Annotated in this window: 25 protein-coding genes; 13 read left to right on the top strand and 12 right to left on the bottom strand. The window is 68.1% G+C overall.

Going from position 1 to position 25,619, the window contains the following annotated elements; genetic code table 11:
* The first annotated feature begins 243 nt into the window (after positions 1-243).
* A complete protein-coding gene (locus K9D25_RS14190) occupies positions 244-1,041 on the top strand; it encodes an outer membrane protein (protein ID WP_244376182.1) in 798 nt (265 codons plus the stop codon).
* Positions 1,042-1,146: 105 nt separating this feature from the next.
* On the opposite strand, the gene K9D25_RS14185 is transcribed toward K9D25_RS14190, so the two are convergent.
* From K9D25_RS14185 to K9D25_RS14170, 4 genes are read right to left on the bottom strand one after another with little or no spacing between them, the layout of a single operon-like run.
* On the bottom strand, positions 1,147-1,797 hold the full coding sequence (locus tag K9D25_RS14185; RefSeq protein WP_244376180.1) for an ABC-type transport auxiliary lipoprotein family protein: 651 nt from the start codon (positions 1,795-1,797) through the stop codon (positions 1,147-1,149).
* Between the two features lie 60 nt (positions 1,798-1,857).
* The gene (locus tag K9D25_RS14180; protein ID WP_244376178.1) at positions 1,858-2,904 is read right to left on the bottom strand and encodes an MlaD family protein; all 1,047 of its coding nucleotides are present in this window, start codon (positions 2,902-2,904) and stop codon (positions 1,858-1,860) included.
* A 7-nt stretch (positions 2,905-2,911) separates the two neighbouring features.
* Positions 2,912-3,736: an ABC transporter ATP-binding protein gene (locus tag K9D25_RS14175; RefSeq protein WP_244376176.1), complete on the bottom strand. Its 825-nt coding sequence runs from the start codon at positions 3,734-3,736 to the stop codon at positions 2,912-2,914.
* Positions 3,737-3,750: 14 nt separating this feature from the next.
* Complete coding sequence (locus K9D25_RS14170) at positions 3,751-4,899, bottom strand: ABC transporter permease (RefSeq protein ID WP_244376174.1); 1,149 nt, start codon at positions 4,897-4,899, stop codon at positions 3,751-3,753.
* Between the two features lie 233 nt (positions 4,900-5,132).
* Here K9D25_RS14170 and dgcA point away from each other — a divergent pair, with 233 nt between their 5' ends.
* Positions 5,133-6,122 (top strand): N-acetyl-D-Glu racemase DgcA, encoded by a 990-nt coding sequence (gene dgcA, locus K9D25_RS14165; RefSeq protein WP_244376172.1) that lies wholly within the window; start codon positions 5,133-5,135, stop codon positions 6,120-6,122.
* Here dgcA and K9D25_RS14160 read toward each other — a convergent pair.
* Together K9D25_RS14160 and thiD are read right to left on the bottom strand one after the other, a co-directional pair.
* Positions 6,092-7,270, bottom strand: a complete 1,179-nt coding sequence (locus K9D25_RS14160; RefSeq protein ID WP_244376170.1) for an MFS transporter — start codon at positions 7,268-7,270, stop codon at positions 6,092-6,094. The two genes, dgcA and K9D25_RS14160, sit on opposite strands and share 31 nt — an antisense overlap.
* A 65-nt stretch (positions 7,271-7,335) precedes the next feature.
* Positions 7,336-8,142, bottom strand: a complete 807-nt coding sequence (gene thiD, locus K9D25_RS14155) for a bifunctional hydroxymethylpyrimidine kinase/phosphomethylpyrimidine kinase (protein ID WP_244376168.1) — start codon at positions 8,140-8,142, stop codon at positions 7,336-7,338.
* Between the two features lie 312 nt (positions 8,143-8,454).
* Here thiD and K9D25_RS14150 point away from each other — a divergent pair, with 312 nt between their 5' ends.
* A complete protein-coding gene (locus K9D25_RS14150; protein ID WP_018391378.1) occupies positions 8,455-8,691 on the top strand; it encodes an Lrp/AsnC ligand binding domain-containing protein in 237 nt (78 codons plus the stop codon).
* Positions 8,692-8,696: 5 nt separating this feature from the next.
* On the opposite strand, the gene K9D25_RS14145 is transcribed toward K9D25_RS14150, so the two are convergent.
* From K9D25_RS14145 to K9D25_RS14135, 3 genes are read right to left on the bottom strand one after another with little or no spacing between them, the layout of a single operon-like run.
* Positions 8,697-9,623: a DMT family transporter gene (locus K9D25_RS14145; protein WP_244376166.1), complete on the bottom strand. Its 927-nt coding sequence runs from the start codon at positions 9,621-9,623 to the stop codon at positions 8,697-8,699.
* A 58-nt stretch (positions 9,624-9,681) separates the two neighbouring features.
* Entirely contained in the window at positions 9,682-10,389 is a 708-nt protein-coding gene (locus tag K9D25_RS14140) for a cytochrome b/b6 domain-containing protein (RefSeq protein ID WP_244376164.1), read from the bottom strand.
* The gene (locus K9D25_RS14135; RefSeq protein WP_244376162.1) at positions 10,386-10,826 is read right to left on the bottom strand and encodes a c-type cytochrome; all 441 of its coding nucleotides are present in this window, start codon (positions 10,824-10,826) and stop codon (positions 10,386-10,388) included. Before K9D25_RS14135 ends, K9D25_RS14140 begins: the two co-directional genes overlap by 4 nt.
* Positions 10,827-11,050: 224 nt before the next feature.
* Here K9D25_RS14135 and K9D25_RS14130 point away from each other — a divergent pair, with 224 nt between their 5' ends.
* The 4 genes from K9D25_RS14130 (at position 11,051) to K9D25_RS14115 (ending at position 14,717) form a co-directional block, all read left to right on the top strand.
* Positions 11,051-11,866: a universal stress protein gene (locus K9D25_RS14130; protein ID WP_244376160.1), complete on the top strand. Its 816-nt coding sequence runs from the start codon at positions 11,051-11,053 to the stop codon at positions 11,864-11,866.
* A gap of 254 nt (positions 11,867-12,120) precedes the next feature.
* Positions 12,121-12,723 carry a LysE family translocator gene (locus K9D25_RS14125; protein ID WP_244376158.1) on the top strand — a complete coding sequence of 201 codons (603 nt, stop codon included), beginning with the start codon at positions 12,121-12,123 and terminating at the stop codon, positions 12,721-12,723.
* An 81-nt stretch (positions 12,724-12,804) separates the two neighbouring features.
* Positions 12,805-13,662 carry a UDP-2,3-diacylglucosamine diphosphatase gene (locus K9D25_RS14120; protein WP_244376156.1) on the top strand — a complete coding sequence of 286 codons (858 nt, stop codon included), beginning with the start codon at positions 12,805-12,807 and terminating at the stop codon, positions 13,660-13,662.
* A complete protein-coding gene (locus K9D25_RS14115) occupies positions 13,662-14,717 on the top strand; it encodes a glycosyltransferase family 4 protein (RefSeq protein ID WP_279613741.1) in 1,056 nt (351 codons plus the stop codon). Before K9D25_RS14120 ends, K9D25_RS14115 begins: the two co-directional genes overlap by 1 nt.
* Before the next feature lie 3 nt (positions 14,718-14,720).
* On the opposite strand, the gene K9D25_RS14110 is transcribed toward K9D25_RS14115, so the two are convergent.
* Entirely contained in the window at positions 14,721-15,710 is a 990-nt protein-coding gene (locus tag K9D25_RS14110) for a threonine ammonia-lyase (RefSeq protein WP_244376154.1), read from the bottom strand.
* Positions 15,711-15,843: 133 nt separating this feature from the next.
* On the opposite strand from K9D25_RS14110, the gene K9D25_RS14105 reads away from it, so the two are divergent.
* The gene (locus K9D25_RS14105) at positions 15,844-16,464 is read left to right on the top strand and encodes a helix-turn-helix domain-containing protein (RefSeq protein ID WP_244376152.1); all 621 of its coding nucleotides are present in this window, start codon (positions 15,844-15,846) and stop codon (positions 16,462-16,464) included.
* 189 nt (positions 16,465-16,653) lie between these two features.
* On the opposite strand, the gene K9D25_RS14100 is transcribed toward K9D25_RS14105, so the two are convergent.
* Positions 16,654-18,870, bottom strand: coding sequence for an esterase-like activity of phytase family protein (locus K9D25_RS14100; protein WP_244376149.1), 2,217 nt, complete (start codon positions 18,868-18,870; stop codon positions 16,654-16,656).
* Positions 18,871-19,219: 349 nt separating this feature from the next.
* Between K9D25_RS14100 and K9D25_RS14095 the strand changes: the two genes are divergently transcribed.
* From K9D25_RS14095 to K9D25_RS14085, 3 genes are all read left to right on the top strand, one after another.
* Positions 19,220-20,359 carry a TRAP transporter substrate-binding protein gene (locus K9D25_RS14095; RefSeq protein WP_244376147.1) on the top strand — a complete coding sequence of 380 codons (1,140 nt, stop codon included), beginning with the start codon at positions 19,220-19,222 and terminating at the stop codon, positions 20,357-20,359.
* A gap of 182 nt (positions 20,360-20,541) precedes the next feature.
* Positions 20,542-21,171 carry a TRAP transporter small permease subunit gene (locus K9D25_RS14090; protein WP_244376145.1) on the top strand — a complete coding sequence of 210 codons (630 nt, stop codon included), beginning with the start codon at positions 20,542-20,544 and terminating at the stop codon, positions 21,169-21,171.
* Positions 21,171-22,499, top strand: coding sequence for a TRAP transporter large permease (locus tag K9D25_RS14085; RefSeq protein WP_244376143.1), 1,329 nt, complete (start codon positions 21,171-21,173; stop codon positions 22,497-22,499). The genes K9D25_RS14090 and K9D25_RS14085 overlap by 1 nt, the downstream gene beginning before the upstream one ends.
* Positions 22,500-22,569: 70 nt before the next feature.
* On the opposite strand, the gene K9D25_RS14080 is transcribed toward K9D25_RS14085, so the two are convergent.
* Positions 22,570-24,045 carry an ATP-binding protein gene (locus K9D25_RS14080; RefSeq protein ID WP_244376141.1) on the bottom strand — a complete coding sequence of 492 codons (1,476 nt, stop codon included), beginning with the start codon at positions 24,043-24,045 and terminating at the stop codon, positions 22,570-22,572.
* A gap of 210 nt (positions 24,046-24,255) precedes the next feature.
* Between K9D25_RS14080 and K9D25_RS14075 the strand changes: the two genes are divergently transcribed.
* Both K9D25_RS14075 and bcsS read left to right on the top strand, forming a co-directional pair.
* The gene (locus tag K9D25_RS14075; RefSeq protein ID WP_244376139.1) at positions 24,256-24,714 is read left to right on the top strand and encodes a DUF488 domain-containing protein; all 459 of its coding nucleotides are present in this window, start codon (positions 24,256-24,258) and stop codon (positions 24,712-24,714) included.
* A 142-nt stretch (positions 24,715-24,856) separates the two neighbouring features.
* Positions 24,857-25,615: a cellulose biosynthesis protein BcsS gene (bcsS, locus tag K9D25_RS14070; RefSeq protein ID WP_244376137.1), complete on the top strand. Its 759-nt coding sequence runs from the start codon at positions 24,857-24,859 to the stop codon at positions 25,613-25,615.
* The last annotated feature ends 4 nt before the right edge of the window (positions 25,616-25,619 follow it).

Here is a 25,619-nt window from a genome sequence, read left to right as displayed (position 1 = left end):
GCGGCATGGACTTCCTCGGGGTCCATTCTCTCTCGACTTACGAAAGGGCGCGGCGCAAGCCGCGCCTTTTTTCGTCCGTCGGAGGCCTGGGAGGGCCAATCCTGGCCGGGAATGGTACCAAGCAACCATGAGTGTCGCATTTCCGACACACCACCCGGAACAACGCGCGGGGTATTCACCCACGGCCGAACCTATTGCCGGCAATGTCATTATCCCGGCAGTTCGTTCACCCTGGAGAACCCCATGAACCGCTCGCTGCTTCTCGGCGCGGCCGCCCTGCTGGCCACCGGCACCGCCAGCTTCGCCGCCGACCTGCCCTACCCCGTCAAGGCTGAGCCCGTGCAGGTGTTCGTGCCGGCCTTCTCCTGGACCGGCTTCTATCTCGGCGGCAATGCCGGCTATGGCTGGGGCGATTCCAAGGCGACCGATGTCCTGTTCTTCGACAGCCTCGGCGGCGTCTATACGCCGGGCGGCCTCTATGCCGGCAACGACGTGAAGTTCGGCAACATGGATGGCTGGGTCGCCGGCGGCCAGATCGGCTACAACTATCAGTTCACCAACAATGTGGTGGTCGGCATTGAGGCCGATTTCCAGTGGACCGGCGCCGAGGACAGCCGCTCCTTCTACGCCACGGTGGACGGCCCCTACTACCAGACGAGCGCCGAGCTGGAATGGTTCGGCACCGTGCGCGCACGCCTCGGCTACGCCTTCGACCGCCTGCTGGTCTACGGCACCGGCGGCTTCGCCTATGGCAAGGTGAGCGGCTCGACCACGGTGATGGGGCTCAACGGCGCCGGCGCGCCGGACTTCACCACCGCTGCGTCAGGCTCCTATGACAAGGTGAACACCGGCTGGACACTGGGTGCCGGCCTCGAATACGCCCTCACCGACAACTGGATCCTGCGCGGCGAATATCTCTATGTCGACCTCGGGGACACCAACGTGACCACCTATCTCGCCGGCGCCCCGGGCAGCTATGTCAGCGCCAAGGCGGACCTGACCAGCAACATCGTCCGCGCCGCGATCAGCTACAAGTTCTGATCCACACGGTCGATTGTCCGATGAATGAAAAAGCCCGGCGCAAGCCGGGCTTTTTTGCATCTAGGGCGAGGGTTGGGGGCCAGCGCCAGCGGGGGCCGCGCCGGCTCAGAACCGGCTGGACGCCCAGCGCACCAGCTCGACGAACACCTGGTCCGAGGCCTGATCGAGCGCCGCCGTCGCGTCCGGCCCGCTGGTCGAGGCCGCCGGCGCGCGGGCGGTGAACACCTGTGCGGCGACGATGCGGCCCGAACTGGCGCCGACGATCTTGACCGACACCTCGACCACCGCCACCGGCCCGCCATCATAGGTGCGGATGCCGAAGGCGCGCAGATCCGACAGCAGGGTGTAGTCGGCGTTCAGGCCGTCACCGGCCCGGCCGACCGAACGGGCGCGGTTGCCGTTCTCGAAGGATTCGATCAGCCGCGCCTGGAACAGCGCCGGCAGCCGGTCGCTCCACTGCGCCTGGTCGAGATAGGTAATCTGCCCAGGCTGCGGCTCGACCACGATCCGCTCGGTGTCGAGCACGGCCAGCGCGGTGGGCGGGCCGACCACCAGCAGGCCGGTGCCACGACGCGGGGCGTTGAAATCGGCGGGGGCGCTGAGATCGAAGGTCGGCACCGCCTTGTCGCCGCCGGACAGCAGCGTGCCGCAGCCGCCGAGCGACAGCGCCAGCATCAGCAGTCCGACCGTGCCGGCAACCCGGCCCGGCCGCATCCCGCGCCCGGCGGTGCGGGCGCCCATCTCGTCACAACTCACGCGAACGCCCCTGCCCCCGTCCTCGGCTTTCCGAATTCCCATCATCTGGCGCCCCATCGCCTAGCGCCCATTGTAGCTGGGTACGTTCGACCCGCCAAAGATGAACTGGCGCGGATTGCGCTCGAAATTCCGGAACACACGCTCGATTTCGCCCAGCGTGCGCCGTCCGTCCACCGCCAGCGCCTCGTATTGCCGCAGGCCGGGCCCGGTGAACTTGTTGAGATTGGCGGAAAGCTCGGCGGTGCGGGTGTCGAGATTGGCGGCGAGCTTGCGCACTTCGGCGGCCGCGCCGGAAATCTCGTTGAACATGCCCTTGCCTTCCTCGCTCGTGGTCATCGCGTTCACATTGTCGAGGATCACGTTGACCTTGTCGGCCATGGTGCCGAGCTGGGCGGTGAAGGCGCTGATATCGTTGACGGTATTACCGAGCTTCTCCGGGTCGACGGAAACCACCAGCTTGTCGAGATTCTCAGCCAGCGAGGAGATGCGCTTCGCCGCGCCGCCCATTTCCTTGAGGAAGGTGTCGATATTGCCGGAGTTCTCGCCGAGGGCGGTGGTGAACTTGTCGACATTGTCGATAACAGAGGAAATCTTGGCGTCGTTGGCCTTGACGAGATCGTCGACGCGGATGGCGATGTCGTTGACGCGGCCGAGCACCTCGCGGGCCGTGCGCATCAGGTCCTGCACCGCCGAGGTGTCGGCGTCGATCCGCGGCAACTGCCCTTCCGCCGGCGCGGGCAGCGGCGTCGCCTGGGTGGAGCCGCCGACGAGGCCGACCGAGGCGAGGCCGGTGAGCAATTGCGAATCCAGCGTGGCGCGGGTGTCGGACTTGATCGGCGTGTCCGGCTGCACCGCGATGCGGGCGATCACCTTGCGCGGATCCTGCGCGTCGAGGCGCAGCGCCGTCACTTCACCGACGGGAATGCCGTTGAAGGTGACGGCCGAACCGGTCTGCAGCCCGCTCACCACACCGCTGAACACCACATCATAGGAGGTGCGCGGCCCGCGGCTGGCCGAGCCGGTGAACCACCAGACAAAGGCGAACCCCGCCGCGACGACGGCCAGGGTGAACAGCCCGATGATCGTGTAATTGGCGCGTGTCTCCATGATCTCCTCAGCGCGCCCCCTCAGAACCGAAGCCGGCGGCGCGCGCCCGCTTTCCGTGGAAATAAGCCGAAACCCAGGGGTGCTTCGACGCCAGCATGGTGTCGATCGGCCCCACCGCCACGACCTTGCCGTCGGCGAGGGCCGCGATGCGGTCGCAGACCGTGTGCAGGCTGTCGAGATCGTGGGTTACCATGAATACGGTCAGCCCCAAAGTCTGCTGCAGCGTGGCGATCAGTTCGTCGAACTCGCCAGCGCCGATCGGGTCGAGGCCCGAGGTTGGCTCGTCGAGGAACAGGATTTCCGGGTCGAGCGCCAGCGCCCGCGCCAGCGCCGCGCGCTTGATCATGCCGCCGGAAAGCTCGGAAGGCGCCTTTTCCGCCGCATCGGCGGTCAGGCCGACCATTTCGAGCTTAGCGATGGTGAGCTCGTCCATCAGCCCCTGCGACAGATCGAGATATTCGCGCATCGGAAACTGAATGTTCTGCCGCACGCTCAGCGAGGAGAACAGCGCCCCCTGCTGAAACAGCACGCCCCAGCGCTGCTCCAGCGCGCGGCGGCCCTCGAAGGTCAGGCCGTCGAGATCCTGCCCGAACACCGCCACCGTGCCGGCGCGCTTGGGCACCAGGCCGAGAATGGTGCGGGTGAGCACCGACTTGCCGCCGCCGGACGCGCCGACGAAGCCGAGAATCTCCCCGCGCATCACATCGAGCGACAGTCCCTTGAGAATGGTGCGCTCGCCAAAGCCGACCACGAGGTCGCGGACATGGATGATCGGCTCGCCCGGCGCCACTTCGGGGATCGCGCCATTGGAAGCCTGGGTTGCGCTGTCCATCTGCATCGCCGCCCTCACATGTCGATCGCGGCGAAGAACATGGCGAACAGCCCGTCCACCACGATCACCAGGAAGATGGCCTTCACGACGGAGGCGGTGGTGTGGGCGCCGAGCGACTCGGCGCTGCCGCCTACCCGCATGCCCTCCATGCAGGCGATGAGGCCGATGATCGCCGCCATGAACGGCGCCTTGATCATGCCGACCTCGAACGTGTTCAGCGCGATGGCCTCCTGCAGCCGGGTGATGAAGATTTCCGGCGAGATGCCGCCATAGAGCCAGACCACCAGCCCGCCGCCGAACAGCGCGCACATATTGCCGATGAAGGTGAGCAGCGGCACGGCGATGATGAGCGCGATCAAACGCGGCAGCACCAGCACCTCATTGGGATCGAACCCCATGACCCGCAGCGCGTCGACCTCCTCGCGCATGCGCATGGAGCCGAGTTCGGCGGTGAAGGCGCTGCCGGAACGGCCGGCGACCATGATCGAAACGATCAGCACGCCGAGTTCACGCAGGGTGAGAATGCCCACCATGTCGACGACATAGGTGGTGGCGCCGAATTTGCGGAAATGGAAGATGCCCTGCTGGGCGATGATGCAGCCGATGAGGAAGGTGATCAGCGCCACGATCGGCACCGCGCGCAGCCCCGTCCGCTCCAGATGATAGATCATCGAGGTGAAACGGAAGCTGAGCGGGCGCACCAGCACCCGCAGCAGCGCCGCCACCACCGCGCCGATGAAGGAGAGCAGCGCCAGCCCGTCCTCGGCCGTCGACGCCATCGTCTTGCCGATGAGCTGGATACCGCCGAGAATCGGGTTCACCTTCCGCCGGCGCGGCGGATGGGCGTGGCTGCCCTTGATGATGTCGTCGAGCAGCGGGCGGAAGCGGCGTTCCAGCCCGACGATCTGGAACCGGATGTTCGCCTTGTCGAGCGCCTGCAGCAGCCGGTCGAGCACCACGGCGCCGAGCGTGTCGAGGCTGCGCACGCCGGAAAGGTCGATGCGCGCGGTTTCGCTGGCGCCGGAAGCCACCTCGGCGAGGGCGGCATCCACGGAGCCTTCCAGCGCACGGCCCTGCCCGGCCACCCAGCGGCCATTGCCCACGAACACGAGTTCGCGGCCATTGCGGGCGGTGGCCAGAAGCGGCGCTTCAGCAGCTCCCAAGATGACCCTCCCTGCGGACACGACCACGCCACGGCCGCGACGCCGCCACCAGAACTCGCTCCGCGTTTCTAGCGGGGGGTGCCGCAGCCGTCGAGAGAGCCGGCGGCGATTCGGGATTAATGACGGCAGCGCGACGACTTAATCGCGTCGGGTGTGCTTTCGCGGCGACGCCCGGCGGGGCGCGCCCGACCTTATCATGGGCGGTGCGATTCTCCCTCCGGACGGCTTCCGCCATGACCGATCTTCTCATCACCGCCGAGCGTTTTCCCATACGCGGCACCTTCACCATCGCCCGCGGCTCCAAGACCGAGGCCGCCGTCGTCACCGTCGAGCTGCGCGACGGGGCCCATGTCGGGCGGGGCGAATGCGTACCCTATGCCCGATATGGCGAGAGCGTGGAGGGGGTCGTCGCCCAGCTCGCGGCGCTGAAAACGCTGGTCGCGGAGGGGCTGCGGCGCGAGGACCTGATGAGCGTCCTGCCGCCCGGCGCGGCGCGCAACGCCATTGACTGCGCGATGTGGGACCTCGACGCCAAGCGGGCGCGGATGCGCGCCTTCGAGATGGCCGGACTGCCGGCGCCGCAGCCGGTGGTCACCGCCTACACGCTCAGCCTCGACACGCCGGAAGCGATGGCGCAGGCGGCGCGCGCGGCCATCGAGGAAGCGGGGCACGAACTGCTCAAGCTGAAGCTCGGCGCCGAGGGCGATGTCGCCCGCCTCAACGCCATCCGCGCGGCGGTGCCGCAGGCGCGGCTGATCGTCGATGCCAATGAGGGCTGGACGGGCGACAGCCTGGAGGCCCATCTCGCCGCCTGCGCAAAGGTCGGGGTCGAACTGGTGGAACAGCCCCTGCCTGCCGCCGACGATGCCCGTCTCGCCGCCATCGCCCGCCCGGTGCCTGTCTGCGCCGATGAAAGCGCGCACGGGCTGGAAAGCCTCGACGCGCTCGCCGGGCGCTATGACGCGCTCAACATCAAGCTGGACAAGACCGGCGGGCTGACCGAGGCGCTGCTGCTCGCCCGCGCCGCGCAGACGGCCGGGCTCGACATCATGGTCGGCTGCATGGTCGGCACCTCGCTTGCCATGGCGCCGGCGCTGCTGCTGGCGCCGCTGGCGCGCTTCGTCGATCTCGACGGCCCGCTGCTGCTGGCGGCCGACCGCACCCCGGCGCTGCGCTATGAGGGCAGCCGCGTCTATCCGCCCGAACCCGCGCTGTGGGGCTGACGCAGCCGTCCGGCGACGAGCGCGAGCCCGGTTCCCGCCAGCGCCAGCCCGCTTGAGGCGAAGAACGCGCCGGGGCCGAAAGCCTGCCAGAGCGGGCCGGCGGCGAGCGTCGCGCCGGCCATGGCGATCGCCGTTGCCCAGGCCGCCAGCGCCTGCACGCTCGCCCCGCGCCCGGGCGGGGCATGGCGGGCGACGAGTTCCACCGCGCCGAGATAGGTGCAGCCGAAGGTGAAGGCGTGCAGCGGCTGCAAGAGGAGGAGGAGCAGCAGCGGCGGGTCCGTCGCCATGACGGCGAAGCGCAGCACCCCGGCCAGCCCGCCGATCAGCAGCAGTCTTTCCGGCCCCAGCCGGCGCGTCACGCGCGTGCCGTAGTGGAACAGCACCACCTCCGCCAGCACGCCGAGCGACCAGAGCAGGCCGATGAGCGTGCTGGACAGCCCCTTGCCCTGCCACATCAGCGAGGCGAAGGCGTAGAGCACGGCGTGCGAGCCCTGCACCAGCGCCGCCGCCGCCATGCCGACGAACAGCACCGGCGCGAGACCGGCGAGGGCAAAGCCGCTCGGCCGCGCCGTCTCATGCGGTGCCGGGCGCACCTCGCGCAGGGTCGCCGCCGCCAGCGCCGCCGCAATGCTCGCCCCGGCGATCAGCCAGATCACCGTGTCCGGCGGCACCGCGACGAGAAACGCCCCGCCGAGCAGGCCGCCGGCCAGCAAATTGCCGCCGATGAAGGCCGCCGAGCCCCACAATCGCACCCTTCCATAATCGATGAGCCCTTCGCGCCGGCGCGCCACCGCATAGGCGTCAAGCACCGGCAGGCTCGGCTGCCAGAACACGGCGGCGAGGCCGAGCCCGATGAGGATGAAGGTCGCGCTGGGGGCGAAAGCGATGCCGGCGAAGCACAGGGCGGTGGCGGCGGCATAGACGATGAGCGTCGCGCGCGGGCGCCCGCTGCGGTCCGCCAGCAGGCCGCCCAGCGGCATGGTGACGAGGCGCACCACCTGCGGCACGGCGAGCGCCAGCGCGATCATCGCCGCGTCGAAGCCCCGCCCCTCCAGCCAGACCGGAAAGAACGGCATGAACACGCCGATGCCGAAGAACAGCCCGGCATAGACGGCGGCGATGGCGTGGCGGGGGGCGATGAGGGGCACGGGGGGCGGCTCGCGGAGGCGTCGCCCGGCTTAGCAGGCCGCGCGCCGCCGCACCATCGGCGTGCTCACCACCAGGCGTGGAAGTGGTGCACCGGCCCGTGGCCCTGGCCGATGGCGAGTTCTTCCGAGCGGGCCAGCGCCTTGGTCAGATAGTCCTTCGCCGCCGCCACCGCCTCGCGCAGGCCGAGCCCCTTGGCGAGGCCGGCGGCGATGGCGGACGACAGCGTGCAGCCGGTGCCATGGGTGTTGCGGGTGACGATGCGCGGCGCGGTGAACTCCACGAAGCCGTCCGAATCGAGCAGCACGTCGATGCTGTCCGGCCCCTCGCCATGCCCGCCCTTGATCAGCACGGCGCGCGGGCCCATCGCCAGCAGCAGCTGCGCCTGTGCGCGCACGCTGGCGAGGTCTTCCGCCGGAGCCGCCTCCAGCAGCGCGGCGGCTTCCGGCAGGTTCGGCGTGATCAGCAGCGCCTGCGGCAGCAATTCCCGGCGCAGCGTGTCGATGGCTTCCGGCACCAGCAGCCGGTCGCCGGAGGCGGCGATCATCACGGGATCGAGCACCACCGCCGACACGCCGTGCCGCACGAGGCCCGACGCCACTTCGGTGATCGCCTCGGGGCGCGAGAGCATGCCGATTTTCACCGCATCGACCGCGAGATCGGACAATACGGCGTCGATCTGCGCGGCGATGAAGGCGGGCGGCACGTCGTGAATGCCGGTGACGCCGCGCGTGTTCTGCGCGGTCAGCGCGGTGATGACGCTGGCGCCATAGACGCCGAGCGCGGAAAAGGTCTTGAGATCGGCCTGGATGCCGGCGCCGCCGCCGCTGTCCGAGCCCGCCATCGTCACCGCAATCGGTGTGGAGCCTGCCATGCTACGCCTCCCCTCGCCGTGCGGGGTGGAAGCGTCGCGACGGGAGACCGGCCCCCGGCACGCGCGATCCGTTCCCTCCGCCGGCATGACCCGGATCAGGTTCGTGGGTTGGCGACGCGCCTTTCAGCCCGTCTTCGCCTCTCAGCCCGGAGCGCCTGCGCGCCTTGGGCACCCCAACGTGATCGTCTGCCGCGAGATAGGCGAGGACGCGCGCGTGCGCAAGACGTGGTCGCGCCACGGGACGGCGGGGGTTGCGCCGTGGTCCGCCTTCTGTTTCCTATCGGCCTCCCCGCGTTCAGCCGGAAGACCGCCATGGTTCCCTTCTTCATGCAGATCAAATGTCAGCTCGGCCGCGCCTATGAGGTGGCGAACGCCATCGCCGACGCCGAGATCGCCTCGGAGATCTATTCGACCGCCGGCGAGTTCGACCTGCTAGTGAAGTTCTACGTGCCCGAGGGCACCGATATCGGCCATTTCGTCAATGAGAAGGTGCAGCTGTTCCCGGGCATCCAGGACACACGCACGCTGATCACCTTCAAGGCGTTCTGAACGCTTCAGGGCGCCGGCGCGGCGGGCGGGGTCGAGGCCGCTTCGTCCTGCGTCCGGTCGATGCCGAGCTGGCGCTCGCGCCAGATGACGAACAGGCCGGCGCCGATGACGATGGCGCCGCCGAGCAGAACCAGGAACGGCGGCACCTCGGCGAAGAGGATGAAGCCGAGCAGCAGCGACCACAGCATGGCGGAATAGGCGAAGGGCGCCACCACCGAGGCCGGCGCGTAGCGGTAGCTCTCGGTCAGCAGAATCTGCCCGACCCCGCCGATAAAACCGATGGTCAGCAGCAGAGCCCCTTCCCGCCCGCTCGGCAGCACCCAGCCCCAGCCGGCGGTGGCGAGGCCCGCCAGCGCGGCCAGCGCCTGAAAATAGAACACGATCGAGGCGGTGGTCTCCGTCTGGGTGAGCCGGCGCACCTGCACCATCGCCCCCGCGGTGAACGCCGCCGCCATGAGCGCGAACAGCGCGCCGAACAGATGGCCGGGCGTGTCGAACGAGCCCTGCATGTGCGGCCACAGCATCACCACCACCCCGCCCAGCCCCACCACCACCGCCGCCCAGCGATAGGCCTGCACCCGCTCGCGCAGCAGCAGCGCCGCCAGCATGACGGTGAGCAGCGGCGCGGCGAAGCCGATGGCGGTGGCGTCCGCCAGCGGGATGCGCGCCAGCGCGGCGAAGCTCAGCCCCATGGCGCAGACGCCGATGGTGCCGCGCGCGATGTGGCCGAGCGGGTTGGCCGTGCGCACCGCCGCCCCGATCTCCCGCCGCCAGGCCAGCAGGGCGAGCAGCGGAAACAGCGCGAAGAACGAGCGCGAGAAGACGATCTCGCCCGTCGGAACATGATCCGAGACGATGCGGACGAGGGCCGACATGATGGTGAAGAGGAACGTCGCGCCGACCTGCAGCGCGATGCCCTTGAGCGCGTTCATGGGGTCGCCATGGAGCATGGTTGCCGGCGCCCCGCAAGCGCGCCGAAAGGCTTAAACATCAGGGGAAGGGGTGCCCTCCCGCCAGCGCGATACCGCCGAAGACCACGACCACCGCCAGCACAAGGCAGGCGAGCGCCCGCCAGATCCCTCCCGGCGTCGCCGGTGCCCGATCGGCATAGGCGGCGGACGGCTTGGTACCCGTGATCATGGCGCGGATCAGATTGTCGCGGCCGAACAGCGAATAGGCGATGTTGGTCGCCACATGCAGGCCGATCAGCGCCAGCAGATAGGGATAGAGCCGCTGGTGCCAGACCGAGGCGGCGCGGATGGTCTCCTCGCTCGCCACGGGCGTCATCGGGCCATAGACGATGATGTCATCGCTGGTGAACAGGCCGGTGAGGGCCTGCGCCGCCACCAGACCCAGCAACGCCATCACCACCCAGCCGCCGAGCGGGTTATGGCCGAGAAAATGCTGCGGCCGGCCCTTGAGCAGGCAGGTGACATAGCGCAGCGCCGCGCGCGGGCCGCGCAGAAAGCCGGCAAAGCGCGCCGTCGAGCCGCCGACCACCCCCCAGAAAAGCCGGAACACCAGCACGACGAGAATGGCAAGACCGTTCCACTGGTGCCAGACCAGCCCGGCGTCGCCGTAATAGCGGCTGACAAAGGCGAGCCCGACCAGCGCGGCCAGGCTCCATTTCGCCAGCCGCGTCGGCAGGTCCCACGCCAGCAGCGCCTGCGCGGGAGAGGAGAGCGGCGCGCCGGTCAATTCTTCTGCCGGTAGCTGTCGTGGCAGGCGCCGCAATTGCGGATCACGCCGGGGAAATTGGCCTTGAAGCTGGCCTCATCCGTGATCGCCGCGCGCGCCGCGGCGGCGTCGCTGCCGAGCTTGGCGAAGCGGGCATCGAAATCCGCCTTGTTGGTCCAGATCGCCGGCAGCGCGTCACTGCCCGGCCCGGAGCCTTCCGGGAACAGCGCCGGCAGTTCCTTGGCGTTCTTCACATAGAGATCGAGCGCCGCCTGCACCTGGGCGAGATCGAACGGGACGCTGCCGCGCAGCATGCCGCCGACCGGCTTTGTGGCATCGCCAAACTGCTTCAGCAGCGCCTGGCGCTCCTTGACGACATCGGCCTGGGCGACCGCCAGCGTGGCGGCAAAGGCGGTGATCATGCCGGCTGCGAGCGCAACCGTCAGTCGGCGAACCATGAAATGCTCCCTCATTCACGCGCCGGGAAGGCGCGCGCGCCGGCCGACCTTATTGGCCGGCGGTAAGATGGCAATCGGCGCAGAAGCCTGTTCGCGCGCTCGTGATGGGACAGCCTCGGCAGGATGAAGGGCTAATGCCTGTTGCGGATCGTGGTTTCCCGCATTTTCATTCTGCACGAATGACCCTACGTCAAAAGGCACAGCCGTCAGGAGAGAGAAACGCCATGTCCATCCGTACCATCCTGCTGCACGCCGCCCCCGATTCGGGCTTCAATGACCGTCTGGCCTTCGCCATCGGCCTCGCCCGCCAGACCGGCGGTCAGCTGCGGGCGGTCTACACGCTCTATCCCGCTGGCGTTCCCCGCGTCGGACGGGCGCTGTCCATCTATGTGAACGAGCTGGTGCGCGAGGCGAAGGAGAAGGAAGCGACCCTCAAGGCACAGTTCGAAGGCGCCGTCGCGGAAGCCGGCGTCACCGGCGTCTGGCACACGGTGGAAGGCGAGGTCACCACCGCCCTGCGCGATGAAATCACCTTCTCCGATGTCACCATCGTCAGCGAGACCCGCTATGGCACGGTGGACGACGAACTCGCCGCCACCCTGCCCGAGCATCTCGCCCTCGCCTGCAACGGCCCCGTCATCGTGGTGCCGACCGGCAAGAAGGTGCCGGGCCGGCTCGGCAAGGTGCTGGTGGCGTGGAAGCCCTCGCGCGAGGCCGGCCATGCCGTGCGTTTCGCCCTGCCGATCCTCGCTCTGGCGGACGAGGTGGAAGTGCTGACCGTGGAGGAGGCGAAGACCGATGTCGCCGCCTCGGGCGCCAAGCTTGCCGCCTATCTCGCCACCCATGGCGTCAATGCCAAGCACCGCCATGTCGCGGAAGGCTCCGCCACGACGATCATCCCGCAGGAGACGCAGAAATTCGGCGCCGACCTACTGGTGATGGGCATCTACAGCCGCTCGCGCCTTGCGGAAATGATCCTCGGCGGCGTCACCGCCTCGCTGCTGGTCGATCCGCCCGCGCCGCTGTTCGTCGCGCATTGAGCCGCCGGGCCGCGTGCCCGGCCGCTGCCTCTTCGCCGCCGGCTCTGGGAGGGGCCGGCGGTTTCGTTTGTGCTGGCGGCCTTTCCGGGTTGCGGCGAGCGGGTGGACGGCCTAGATCATTCACCGTTCATGGAAACGGTGAATGATCTAGTTCTTTGTTTTATCGCGTTTTCTTCACGCGAACCGGTATCCACTTCGCTCGAAAACGCTCTAGCTCTGGCCCGCCGTTCCGGCCCACCGCCCGAGGAATGCCCGTGCCGCTGTCCTCCCAGCTTCTGCCGCTGTTCCTGTTCGCGCTCGCCGGCGCGCTCACCCCCGGGCCGAACAACATGATTTCGGCCGGCTCCGGCGCCGCCTTCGGCTTTCGCCGCACCTTGCCACAAATCTGGGGCGTCACGGTCGGTTTCGCGGTCATGGTGGTGGCGATCGGCCTCGGTCTCGGCACGCTGTTCCTCGCCATCCCCTATATGCACCAGACGCTGAAGATCGTCGGCGCGCTCTACCTGCTCTACCTCGCCTGGAAGATCGCCCATGCCGGCGGGCCGGGCGGCGGCGCCGAGGTGGAAAAGCCGATGACGCTGCTGCAATCGGCACTGTTCCAGTGGGTGAACCCGAAGGCGTGGACCATCGCGCTTTCCATCGTGCCGGCCTTCACCACGGTGGGCGGCGACGATCTGTTCGCCGAAGTGGCGATGATCGCGCTCGTCTCCGGCCTCGTCACCTTTCCCAGCCTGTGCCTGTGGGCCGGCTTCGGCGCGATGCTCGCCCGTCTGCTGTCGACCCCGCGCCAGCAGCGGCTGGTGAACTACGCGATGGCGGCGCTGGTGGCGGCAAGCGTGGTGATGCTGTTCCTCTGACGCTTCTTTGATCGGCCGGGCGCCCGGTGCAGCGCAGCATCGTCATAAAAGCGTGATGCGAGTCGGGCTTATGCTTTCCCCATGGAGACATTGCCCAGCCCATTTGCGGGCCTGATCGAGGGGGCTTCCGAGGTGAACGACGCACCCGAGGCACGCCGCTACCGCAGCCTGTTCCTGTCCGATGTCCATCTCGGCACCAAGGGTTGCCAGTCCGATCTGCTGCTCGACTTCCTGCGCTATCACGATGCCGACACCATCTATCTCGTCGGCGACATCGTCGATGGCTGGCGGCTGCGCGCCGGCTGGTACTGGCCGCAGAGCCATAATGACGTGGTGCAGAAGCTGCTGCGCAAGAGCCGCAAGGGCACCCGCATGGTCTATCTGCCGGGGAACCACGATGAATTCCTCCGCGATTACTACGGCAATCATTTCGGCGGCATCGAAGTGGTCGAAACGGCGATCCACGAAGCCGCCAATGGCAAGCGCTACCTCGTCATCCATGGCGACGTGTTCGACGTGGTGGTGCGCCACGCCCGCTGGCTCGCCTTCCTCGGCGACGGCGCCTACACCGCCGCGCTCGGCCTCAACACCTATCTCAACTGGGCCCGCCGCAAATTCGGCTTTCCCTATTGGTCTCTGAGCCAGTGGGCCAAGCTGAAGGTGAAGAACGCGGTCAATTTCATCGGCCGCTTCGAGGAAGCGGTCGCCACCGAGGCCCGCCGCCACAAGGTGGACGGGGTGGTGTGCGGCCACATCCACCACGCGGTCATTCACGACAGCTTCGGCGTCGAGTACATTAATTGCGGCGACTGGGTGGAAAGCTGCACGGCGATCGTCGAACATGCCGACGGGCGCTTCGAGCTGATCGACTGGGCGCGCCAGACACGGGCGCGGGTGAAGGCGCCGCTGCTGCTCGAACGGCCGAAGGTCGCCGCCTGATGCACATTCTCGTCGCCACCGATGCCTGGCTGCCGCAGGTCAACGGCGTCGTCCGCTCGCTGCAGAACACGGCGCGCGAAGCCGAGAAACTCGGCGCCCGCATCGATTTCCTCACCCCCGCCGATTTCCGCACCGTGCCGATGCCGACCTACCCGGAAATCCGGCTGGCGCTGGCGACGCCGGGCCGGGTGCGCCGGCGGATGGACGAGATCGGCGCCGATTACGTTCACATCGCCACCGAGGGGCCGATCGGCATCATGGCGCGCCGCGCCTGCCTCTCGCGCGGGCAGAGCTTCACCACCAGCTACCACACGCGCTTTCCCGAATATCTCTCCGCCCGCGCGCCGGTGCCGGAAGTGCTGTCCTATGCCTGGCTGCGCCGCTTCCACAATGCCGGCGCCGGCATCATGGTCTCCACCCCGACGCTGGAAGCAGAGCTGCGCGGGCGCGGCTTCCATAACATCCTGCGCTGGTCGCGCGGCGTCGATGCCGAGCTGTTCCGCCCGCGCCCGGAAGCGGAAATGGACGCGCTCGTCGCCGCCCTGCCCCGCCCGATCTTTCTCTCGGTCGGCCGGGTGGCGGTGGAGAAGAACATCTCCGCCTTCCTCGATCTCGACCTGCCCGGCTCCAAGGTGGTGGTCGGCGACGGCCCCGCCCGCGCCGAGCTTCAGACGCGGCATCCCGGCGTGCATTTCCTCGGCCTCCGGGAAGGCGAGGCGCTCGCCCGCATCTATGCGGCGGCGGATGTGTTCGTGTTCCCCAGCCTCACCGACACCTTCGGCATCGTGCTGCTGGAAGCGCTGGCGAGCGGGCTGCCGGTCGCGGCCTTCCCGGTCACCGGGCCTCAGGATGTGATCGGCGAGGCGGGGGCCGCCGTCGGCGTGCTGAGCGACGACCTCAGGCAGGCGGCGCTGACCGCGCTCACCCTCGACCGCACGGCGGCGCGGGACTACGCGCTGCGCTTTTCCTGGCGCGCCTGCACCGAGCAGTTCCTGCACAACATCGAATCCGCCCATGCCCGCGCCCATGCCACGGCGCGCGCGGCGGCGGGGTGAACCTCAGGCTGCCGCGAGGCAGCGGGCGAAGGTGTCGGCGTCGACATTGCCGCCCGACAGCACCAGCACGGCGAGCTTGTCCTTGAGGTCCACGCGGCCCGCCAGCACGGCGGCGAGCGTCACCGCCCCGCCCGGCTCGACCACGATCTTGAGTTCCTCGAAGGCGAAGGCCACCGCGCGCGCCACTTCCTCATCGGTGGCGGAAACGCCGACACCGACGAGCCGCGAGGAAATCTCGAAGGTGAGCTGTCCCGGCGTCGCCGCCATCAGCGCGTCACAGATCGAGCCGGTGGCCTGGTTGTTGCGCTCGCGCCCGCCGGAGCGGAAGGAGCGGGCATGATCGTCGAAGCCGGCCGGCTCGGCCGTCATCACCTGCACCTCGGGAAAATGGTGCTTCACCGCCAGAGCGATGCCGGAGACCAGCCCGCCGCCGGAGGCGTTGGCCATCACCAGATCGGGCGTCAGGCCGCGCGCAAGAAGATCCTCGGCGATCTCCAGCCCCACCGTGCCCTGCCCGGCGATGATGTGGAAATCATCATAGGGCGGAACGAACACCGCCCCGCGCGCCCGCGCGATCTCGCCGGCGATGGCGTCGCGGTCGTCGACGCCACGGTCATATTCCACCACCTCGCCGCCAAAGGCGATGGTGCGCGCCTTCTTCATCGCCGGCGCGTCCTTCGGCATGACGATGACCGAGGCCATGCCCATCAGCGTCGCCGCTGCTGCCACGCCCTGCGCGTGATTGCCGGAGGAGCAGGCGACCACGCCGCCGGCGCGCTCATCGGCCGGGATGCGCGAGATGCGGTTATAGGCGCCGCGGAACTTGAACGAGCCGGTGCGCTGCAGCGGCTCGGGCTTCAGGAACACCCGCCCGCCGGTGATCTCGTCGAGCCGGGCGCAGGAGAGGAGCGGCGTGCGCACCGCGACGCCGGCGAGGCGTTCGGCGGCCGAGGTCACGTCGTCATAGGTGGGAAGGGCGTTGCTCTGCATCATGGGGTGAGCTTAATCCCGCGACGGCGCGCGCGCATGTGCTTTCCGACCCCCGGGCTCAGCTTTTTCGCGCCGGCTTGCGCGGGTGGGCCCGGGCGACCTAAATACATGTCTCATAAGCCAAACGGGAGCCGGCATGTCGGGCCGAACGCGCAGCCTCGATCGGGGCGACATGGATGCCGGGGCGCAGGCGATCACCGGCCAGCTCGGCCGCACCATCCAGCGCCTGCGCAAGGCCTATAATCTCTCGCTGTCCGAGCTTTCCGAACAGTCCGGCGTCGCCAAATCGATCATCAGCCAGATCGAGCGCAACGAGACCAACCCGACGCTCGCCACCGTCTGGCGGCTGTCGCAGGCGCTCGACATGTCGATCGACCGCTTCATGGCGGCGACCGATGACGAGCCCTTCGTCGAGCACCTCACCCGCGCCGACACGCCGATCCTGGTGTCGGAGGACGGCAAGTGCCGCCTCACCATCACCGGCTGGATCAAGACGGTGGAATGGCTGCAATGGTTCGACTTCGTCGCCGGGCCGGGCGGCGAGCTGATCTCCGACGGCCACCAGCGCGGCTCGGTCGAGTGCCTGTCGGTGCTCTCAGGCGAATTGCAGGTGGAGTGCGGCGACGTGATCGAGACAGCCCGCGCCGGCGAGACGCTGCGCTATCGCTGCGACCGCCGCCACGTCATCCGCAACCTCACCACCGAGCCCGCCCACGCCACCATGGTCTGCCTGCTCAAGGCCGCCGTGCTGGATTGAGGGGCGGACAGGCTCCGAAACGAAAACGGGCGCCCGAAGGCACCCGTCTCTGACCTTTACAGACCCTTTATCCCTCATGGCCGGGCTTGACCCGGCCACCCGGAGGACCGGGATCACCGGCGCAGAGCCGGGTCCCCGGGTCACGCCCCGGGGATGAGGGGTGGAGAAGCGGAGCGCGAGCCCCTTGCCTCAGTTCATCTTGCCGAGCGACATGAACTGCGTCTCGCCGGAGGTGCCGTCGACGCCGTCATTGTCGGTGACGATGAAGGCGTTGCCGGCGGCGTCGATGGCGAAGCTCTCAACCTTGTCGAGCACATAGCCATGCGTCGCCTTGAGCAGCGGCAGCAGGTCCTTGACTTCGCTCTTCACCAGAACCGGCGGCGTGACCTCGCTGCCGAGCGGCGCCGGCTTCACGTCCTTCAGCGAGACATAGGCCAGCTTCTTGATCACGGCGTCGTTGCCGATCTGGTTGTCGCGCTCGATGACAATGAGGCCGTCCTTGTAGGGCGAGACCTCGGACAGGCCGACCCAGCCCTTGGCGGCCTTGTCGAGCGGGTAGCGCACGACGCCCCAGCTCTTGTCGGCCGGCTTGTAAGCGAGGAGCTTGGTGAAGCCCTTCGGGTCGTCCTTCCACTCGCGCTGCACCGCGATCCACACCGTCTCGTCCGCGCCGGTGCCGACCACCGCCACGCCCTCGAAGCCGAAGCGGCCGGCCTGCGCCGCCACCGCCTCGGGGAGCGCGATCTCTTCGGCGATGGCGCCATCCGCGCCGACGCGCAGCAGCAGGTTCTGCGTCGGCTTCTCCTTCTTCTCCGGATTGCCTTCGGAGGCCACCCAGAAGCCGCCTTCGGGACGCACCGCGATGCCTTCGAGGTCGAGCCCCTTGGCCGGCTCACCGTCCCTGGTCACAACCGTGGCGGCAGTGATCTTCGCCGGCGTCGCTGTGGCGTCGATGGTCAGGATGCGCGCCTGCGCATAGGCGCTGTCGGTCACCGCATAGAGCTTGCCAGCGTCCTTGGCGTCCGCCGCGAAGCCGGACAGCGCCGACCACCAGATCGGCAGGCCGTCGGGCCCGTCGACCGAGAGCAGCGTGGGATAGGCCGCCGTCGCGCCGGGCTGGCGCTGATAGACGGTGACCACGGAGCCGATGCCGCCATCCTTGCGGTTGTCGGTTTCGGCGGCGGTGACGAACAGGTCGCGCTTGGGCAGCGCCATCAGCCCTTCCGGGCCGACACCGCCGGGCAGCACCTGCAGGAATTCCGGCGCCGCGCCGGGGCCCTTGTCGCGATAGACGAAGACCAGCGAGCCGCGCTCGGAGGCGACGAAGATCAGACGGTCATCGCCGAAGGTGGCGACTTCCGCGCCCTCCATCTCGATGCCCTTCTTGTTGCGCTTCTCGGGATAATGGCCGAGGCGCACCGCCATGTGCTCGGGCGCGGTGCCGCTCTCGAACAGCAGCTTGCCGGTCTTGTCGAAGATGGAGAAACCGCGCGTGCCGCCCTTCCAGTCGCCCTCATTGGCGATGACGAAGCGGTTATCGTCGATCCACTGCACGGTGTCAGGCTCGCGCGGCACCGCCTTCATCGAGCCGGAAAGGTCGATCACCCCGTCCTTCTTGGTGTCGATCTTGTCGAGATCCACCGTGCCGGCGGAGAAATGCGAGAGGATCTTGCCGGTGGGCAGGTCCACCACGACGATGTGGTTGTTCTCCTGCAGCGTGACCACGACCTCGTTGCGGGAATTGATGTCGACATATTCCGGCTCCGGGTCCTCGGGCGCGATCGCCGCGAGGCCGGTGAGGTCGATCACCTTCTTGGAAGCATCGACCACGCGGCCGTCCTTCACCTCGAAAGTGGTGAGATTGCCGGCCGGGAGCTGCGGCAGCGCGCCGTCATTCACCTCTTCGTCGCGCTCATTCTCGATGGCGATGGCGAGATAGCTTCCATCCGGGCTCTTGATGATCGAATCCGGCTGTCCGCCGAGGTCGATCTTGTCCTCCACCTTGCGGGTGGCAAGGTCCACCACCGCGAGATGGCCGGAGGGCTTGTCCTTCGAAACGGAGGTGTTGACGCCGACATAGGCCTTGGAGCCGATCACGACCGTGGTGGTGGGCTCGCCGTCGAGCGCGACCACGCCGGCCGCCTTCGGTGCCGCCGGATCGGTGATGTCGATGAAGCCGATACGCTCGCCGGGGCTGTCGCTGTAGATCAGCGTGTTGCCGTCTTCGGTATAGGTGATGATCTCGGCCGCCGTCGGCTTGGCGGGATCGGCACCGGCCGGGAGGTTTTCCACCACGTTGAAGGTGGAAATGCGGTTGAACGGCGCGTCCGCCGCCCGCACGGGGGCGCTCAGGGCGACGAGGGTGAGCACGGCGACGGAAGCAGTGGCGAGAAGCATCGGGCGCATGGGGGTCTCCGATCGGATGCGGGCGGAACCGGCCCGCGCTGCTGCGGTTCAACGGCCTCACCATGACAAAGGCATGACGACAGCGGCCTCTGCGCCGGAAGGACCGCGGATAGCCTCCGCTGCGGCACCCGGCCTCCCCTTCCGCAGCGGCGTGGTGCGGCCGGACGTGCGACCTCTGCGTCACCGACCAAGCATTCGACTTTCGGACGAAAGGATTACAGTAAAAATCGTCAATTAGGGCTTGCACTCGCTCTTTCGGCATCGTCTCCTTGGGGCATCGGGACAAGGCGCCGAAGCGCCGCCCGGCGGGGGACTACCCGCAAGGAAACGCTAGAGGAGGAACCGCCCCATGACCGAAACGTCAGGGAAGACCACGGACGCGCGTCCGGATGTTCGCACCAGCCGTCGCCGCTTCATCGCCACCGCCGCAGCGGCGGCCGCCGGCGCCACCGTCGCCGCCCCGGCGGTTCATGCGCAGGCCCCGATCAAGCTGAAATTCCAGTCGACTTGGCCGAACAAGGACATCTTCCACGAATTCGCCGGCGACTATGTCAAACGCGTCAACGCCATGACCGGCGGGCGCGTGGAGCTGGAAATTCTTCCCGCCGGCTCGGTGGTCCCGGCTTTCCAAATGCTGGACGCGGTATCCTCGGGCATTCTCGACGGCGGCCACGGCGTCGCCGCCTATTGGTACGGCAAGAGCAAGGCGTTCTCGCTGTTCGGCACCGCCCCCGCCTTCGGCTGGGACGCGGACGAACTGCTCGGCTGGATCCGCTTCGGCGGCGGCCAGGAGCTTTACGACGATCTCGTACAGAACACGCTGAAGCTGAACGTGATCGGCATGCTGAGCGGGCCGATGCCGAGCCAGCCGCTCGGCTGGTTCAAGAAGGAAATCACCGGCCCGGACGACATGAAGGGCATGAAGTACCGCACCGTCGGCCTCGGCGCCGACCTGTTCAAGGAGTTCGGCGCGGCGGTGACGATCGTGCCCGGCGGCGAAATCGTGCCGGCCATCGACCGCGGCCTGCTCGACGGCGCCGAGTTCAACAACCCGTCCTCCGACCTCGTGCTCGGCTTCCCTGACGTGGCCAAGGTCTACATGCTCGGCAGCTATCACCAGGCGCTCGAATGCTTCGAGATCCTGTTCAACAAGACCAAGTTCGAGAGCCTGCCGAAGGATGTGCAGGAAATCCTGCGCGGCGCCTCCGATGCCACCTCCTCCACCATGATGTGGAAGGCGCAGGACCGCTATTCCAAGGACCTCGCCGCCATCAAGGCGCGCGGCGTCAAGGTGCTGCAGACGCCCAAATCCGTGCTGGAAGCCCAGCTCAAGGCTTGGGACGTGGTGATCGCCAACCTTTCCGCCGATCCGGTGTTCAAGAAGGTGGTCGAAAGCCAGAAGGAATGGGCCAAGCGCATCGTCGGATTCCGGCTGGAATATGAGCCGGACAACAAGTTCGCCTACGACCACTTCTTCAAGCCGGCCTGATCCCGGGTTCGCGTGCGCCCCTCTCCGGCAACGGAGAGGGGCTTTTGGTTTCGGTAGGCACCGGTTTCCGGCCTCGCCGCGCATACCTGCGCGCCGCGGCAGGCAGGTGCCGATGCGCGAGCCATTCTCCCTATCCGGACACCGCGCGGCCCTGACGACGTGCCACCAAGAGGCCCCTTCCCATGCAATCCATCCTTCTCGGCGTCGACCGGCTGAATGCCTTCATCGGCAAGCTGTTCGCCTGGTGCATCGTCATCCTGATGGTGGCGATCTGCTACGAAGTGTTCTGCCGCTACGTGCTGCGCGACCCCACCACCTGGGCCTATGATGTCAGCCTGATGCTGTATGGCGCCCTGTTCATGATGGCCGGCGCCTACACGCTCTCGCGCAACGGCCATGTGCGCGGCGACTTCATCTACCGCAAATGGACACCGCGCACGCAGGCAAAGAGCGATCTGGTGCTCTACTTCCTGTTCTACTTCCCCGGCATCCTGGCGCTGATCTATTCCGGCTGGGGCTATTTCTACCTGTCCTACCTGCTGAACGAGCACTCCTCCTTCAGCCCCGAGGGCCCGGTCATCTGGCCGTTCAAGGCGCTGATCCCCATCACCGGCGTGATGATGCTGCTGCAGGGCATGGTCGAGGTCGTGCGCTGCTGGATCTGCATCCGCGACGGGGAATGGCCGCAGCGCCTGCACGATGTGGAGGAACTCGAAAAGGTCATTCTCGATGAGGCGGCCGCCAAGGCCGAGGCCGAAGAACAATTGCTCAACACCGTCGAGCGCGACTCCACCACGCGGGGGACCCTGTGATGTTTCTTTCCGATCCCGCGCTCGGCATCTTGATGCTGGTCGTCTTCCTCATCCTGCTGATGCTCGGCTTCCCCATCGCCTTCACCCTGATGGCGCTCGGCGTGGCCTTTGGCTACCTCTCCATCGGCGACGGCATCTTCCAGCTCTTCGTGCAGCGCACCTATTCGGTGATGGCCAACGACGTGCTGATCTCGATCCCGCTGTTTCTGTTCATGGGCTATGTGATCGAGCGGGCGAACATTCTCGACCGGCTGTTCCGCGCCATCCAGCTCGCCGCCGGCTGGATTCCCGGATCGCTGGCCGTGGCGACGCTCATCACCTGCGCCCTGTTCGCGACCGCGACCGGCATTGTCGGCGCCGTGGTGACGCTGATGGGCCTGCTCGCCTTCCCGGCCATGCTGCGCGCCGGCTACGACACCAAGATCGCCTCGGGCGTCGTCTGCGCCGGCGGCTGCCTCGGCATCCTGATCCCGCCTAGCGTCATGCTGATTCTGTACGGCGCGACGGCGGGCGTGTCGGTGGTGAAGCTCTACGCCGCCGCTTTCCTGCCGGGCATCGCGCTGGCCGGCATGTATATGGCCTATGTCATCATCCGCGCCATGATCAACCCGTCGCTGGCGCCGAAACTGCCGCCGGAGGAACGCAACGTTCCCATGGGAACGGTGATCTGGGCGCTGCTGACCTCGTTCTTCCCGCTGGTGCTGCTCATCGTCTCGGTGCTCGGCTGCATCATCCTCGGCCTCGCCACCCCGTCGGAAGCGGCGGCGATCGGCGCGGCGGGCGCCATCCTGCTCGCGCTGGCCTATCGCACCTTCAGCCTTGAGAAGCTGAAGGATTCGGTGTTCCTCACCGCCCGCGCCTCGGCCATGGTGTGCTGGCTGTTCGTGGGTTCGGCGGTATTCTCGGCCGTGTTCGCCCTGCTGGGCGGGCAGCGCGTGGTCGAAGAGTTCATCATGGGGCTGGATATCGGGCCGATCGGCTTCCTGATCCTGACCCAGGTCATCATCTTCGTGCTCGGCTGGCCGCTGGAATGGACGGAGATCATCGTCATCTTCCTGCCCATCTTCCTGCCGCTGCTCGACCATTTCGGCATCGACCCGATCTTTTTCGGGGTGCTGGTGGCGCTGAACCTGCAGACTTCGTTCCTCTCGCCACCCGTCGCCATGGCGCCGTTCTACCTGAAAGGTGTGGCACCCAAGCATGTGTCGATCGACGAGATCTTCTCCGGGGTGATGCCGTTCATCCTCATCGTGGTCTTCGCGATGGTGCTGCTCTACACCTTCCCCGGCTTCGCGCTCTGGCTGCCGAACTATCTCTATGGCGGCTGACGGTCGCGACCCGCAAAAGCAAACGGGCCCGGTGACGGGCCCGTTTTCATGTCTGCCGGTGTGATATTTCTCAGGCCGCCGGCGCGCGCGGGTCGCCCGGCGCGGTCTTCCAGCCGAGCGCGGGGAAGCGCACCACGCGGCGGCCGCGGAAATCGGCCTCGCAGACGAGATGGCCGCGCTCTTCCATATAGGTCAGCAGCCAGCGCCCGCGCGAGGGCGAGCGGCTGCCATAGGCCTTGGCCAGCGCCTCGTCCGCCGGCGAGGGCGCGCCCTCCATGCCGGCCCGCGCCAGCAGCAGGAACACGCCCTGCATCTCCTCCGGCAGACCCGCCGCCTGGTCGACCGCGCGCGCCCAGCCCTCATCGCCACCACGGGATTCGAGCCCGGCGCGGGCAATGGCCAGCCGGCGGGTGAATTCGGCAAGGTCCGGCACCTTCGAACCGACGCGGCGCACCCGGCAATGCACGAGAAAATCCGGGTAGAGCGCGGCGGCGGAGCGGAACGGCGCTTCGGGATCGGAGACGAACTGGCGGATGATTTCCTCCACCAGCGCCTCGCGCTCCGCCTCGAAGGCGGCGGCGACTTCCGGGTCGACCGGCGCGGCTTCGGGCGGCGGCGCGTCTTCCAGCGTCTCCAGAATGGCCTCGGTGGCGCGCGGCTCCGTCCGGGCGGGCGGCGCGGGCAAGGGCTCGGTGCCGAGATCGTCGAAGATCAGGTCCTGGATTTCCGCCGTGCCGAGTTCCGGCGGCGGCAGCAGCGAGGGGCGCCCGTTGCGGCTCGCCGTCTCGACATGGCCGATCTTCACCGCTACCGGGCGACGCGCCAGCGCCGGGCCAAGGGCGACGAAGGAGCCGGTGTTGAGATCGCGGAAACTCTCCGCCTGCCGCTTCTCCATGCCAAGCAGATCGGCGGCGCGCGCCATGTCGATGTCGAGGAAGGTGCGGCCCATGAGGAAGTTCGAGGCTTCCGCCGCCACGTTCTTCGCCAGCTTGGCGAGGCGCTGCGTGGCGATGACGCCGGCGAGCCCGCGCTTGCGGCCACGGCACATGAGGTTGGTCATGGCCGAGAGCGAGATGCGCCGCGCCTCGTCGGAAATCTCGCCGCCGCCCGAGGGCGCGAAGAGCTGCGCTTCGTCCACCACGACGAGCATCGGGAACCAGAATTCGCGGTCGGCGTCGAACAGGCCGTTGAGGAAGGCGGCGGCCGAGCGCATCTGCGCGTCAGCATCCAGCCCTTCGAGATTGAACACCACCGAGGCCCGGTGCTTGCGGATGCGGGCGGCGATGCGCTGGATTTCGCCGGCGGTGCGCTCGGCGTCGATCACCACATGGCCGAAGCGCTCGGCGAGCCCGACGAAATCGCCTTCCGGATCGATGATCGCCTGCTGCACATGGCCGGCGCTCTGTTCGAGCAGACGGCGGAGCAGATGCGATTTGCCCGAGCCGGAATTGCCCTGCACCAGAAGGCGCGTGGACAGGAGCTCTTCCAGATCGAGCCGAACCGGCTGTCCGGCGTTGCTGCTTCCAAGCTCGATACCGATCTTCATCTGCGGTGACGCATCCCTGCACCGGCCCCGCGCGAGGCCGCATGGTTCGATTGCCCGCCCCCCAGCCGGCCGATCCGGCGGGAAGCCGCTCCGGCTGCCGCGCCCGGCCCTGCCTTTAGCACGTGGCAAGGGCCAGCGCCGACAGCCGCCAAGAACTCCACAGATTCGGCCCGGCTCGACAAGCCCCGTGCTTCGCGCCACTCTGCCGCCATGTCGTCCCCGCCCTTCTTCACCATCGGCTATGAACAGGTCTCCTCCGCCGCCGTGCTCGACACGCTCAGCGGCGCCGGGGTGGACCTGCTGGTCGATGTGCGCGCCGTCGCCGCCTCGCGCCGCGCCGGCTTTTCCAAGAGCCACCTCGCCGCCGGCGTGAGCGAGCGCGGCATCGGCTATCTGCATCTGCGCGGCCTCGGCACCCCGGCGGAAGGCCGGCAGGCGGCGCGCAGCGGGCAATTCAGTGAGCTGCGCCGCATCTACGACGCCCATCTCGCCACCCCCACCGCGCAGGAGCAGCTCGACGAGCTGACCGCGCTGGTGAAGGCCGGGCGGCGGGTGTGCGTGCTGTGCTTCGAGCGGCATCCCGAGCATTGCCACCGGCAGATGGTGGCCGATCTCATCTGCGAGCGGGTCGGCGTCAGCGTCGAGCACCTGATGGCGCCGCCGGTCTGAACCGCCCCTGACACTGCGACAAAATGCGGCATACCGGGGCGTGTACCGGCACCACGCCTCACCCTTCGGTTGATTGAGGCTGGTCGCGGCGGGTGCTCGGATAAGGCGTACTTCCTGAAGCCCCACAACCGTGAGCGCGGCGATGTCCTCTTCGCCGGCGCGTTTATTCGCGCCTCTCCTCGCGGCGACCGTCGCTGCCGCGTGCCCGGCTCCCGGCGCGGCGGCCGAGGAGGGGGCGGAGGCGTCGCTGCGGCGGCGGCTCTATTTCTACACCGGCGTCGATATCGCCCGCGACAGCGGCTATGGCTGGGGCGGCATGGCTTGGGCGCCCTTTGCTGACATGGACCGGGAGGGACTGCGGCTGCGCACCCAGACCGGCGGCGGGCGCTATGACTACCGCACGCAAGGCGTGCCAGGCGGCTGGAACAGCGTCGACAAGACCGATGGCGAGGTGCTGCTAGGCTGGCAGTTCCTGCGCGGCCCGCACGCCCTTGCGCTCTATGCCGGGGTCAATGTCATCGACAACCAGCTCGACACGCCCGATCCCGGCAATCGCGACGCGGGGACGCATTGGGGTGGAAAGGCCGTCGTCGAATGGTTCTACCGCCTCGATGAGCGCTGGACGCTCACCGCCTCGCTCAGCGGCTCCACGGCGGATGGCAGCGTCAGCGGGCGGGCGACCGCCGGCTGGCGGGCCCTCGCCTGGCTCGATCTCGGCGTCGAGGCCGGCGCCACTTCCGACTGGCCGGACGAGAGCGCCCGGCTCGGCCTGTTCCTCGCCTCTCCGCTCCAGAGCGGTGCGTTCCGTCATTGGGAAGTGCGTGCCGCCACCGGCTGGCTGTGGAGTGGCGACAGCGACGACAGCCCCTATGGCACGCTGTCCCTGTTCATCCCGTTCTGAGCCG

Origin of the sequence: Ancylobacter polymorphus (genome assembly GCF_022836935.1) — a bacterium.
In the GTDB taxonomy this organism is placed as follows: Bacteria; Pseudomonadota; Alphaproteobacteria; order Rhizobiales; family Xanthobacteraceae; genus Ancylobacter; species Ancylobacter polymorphus_A.
Note: the sequence above shows the minus strand (reverse complement) of the source record. Positions and strands in the feature narration are given on the sequence as shown.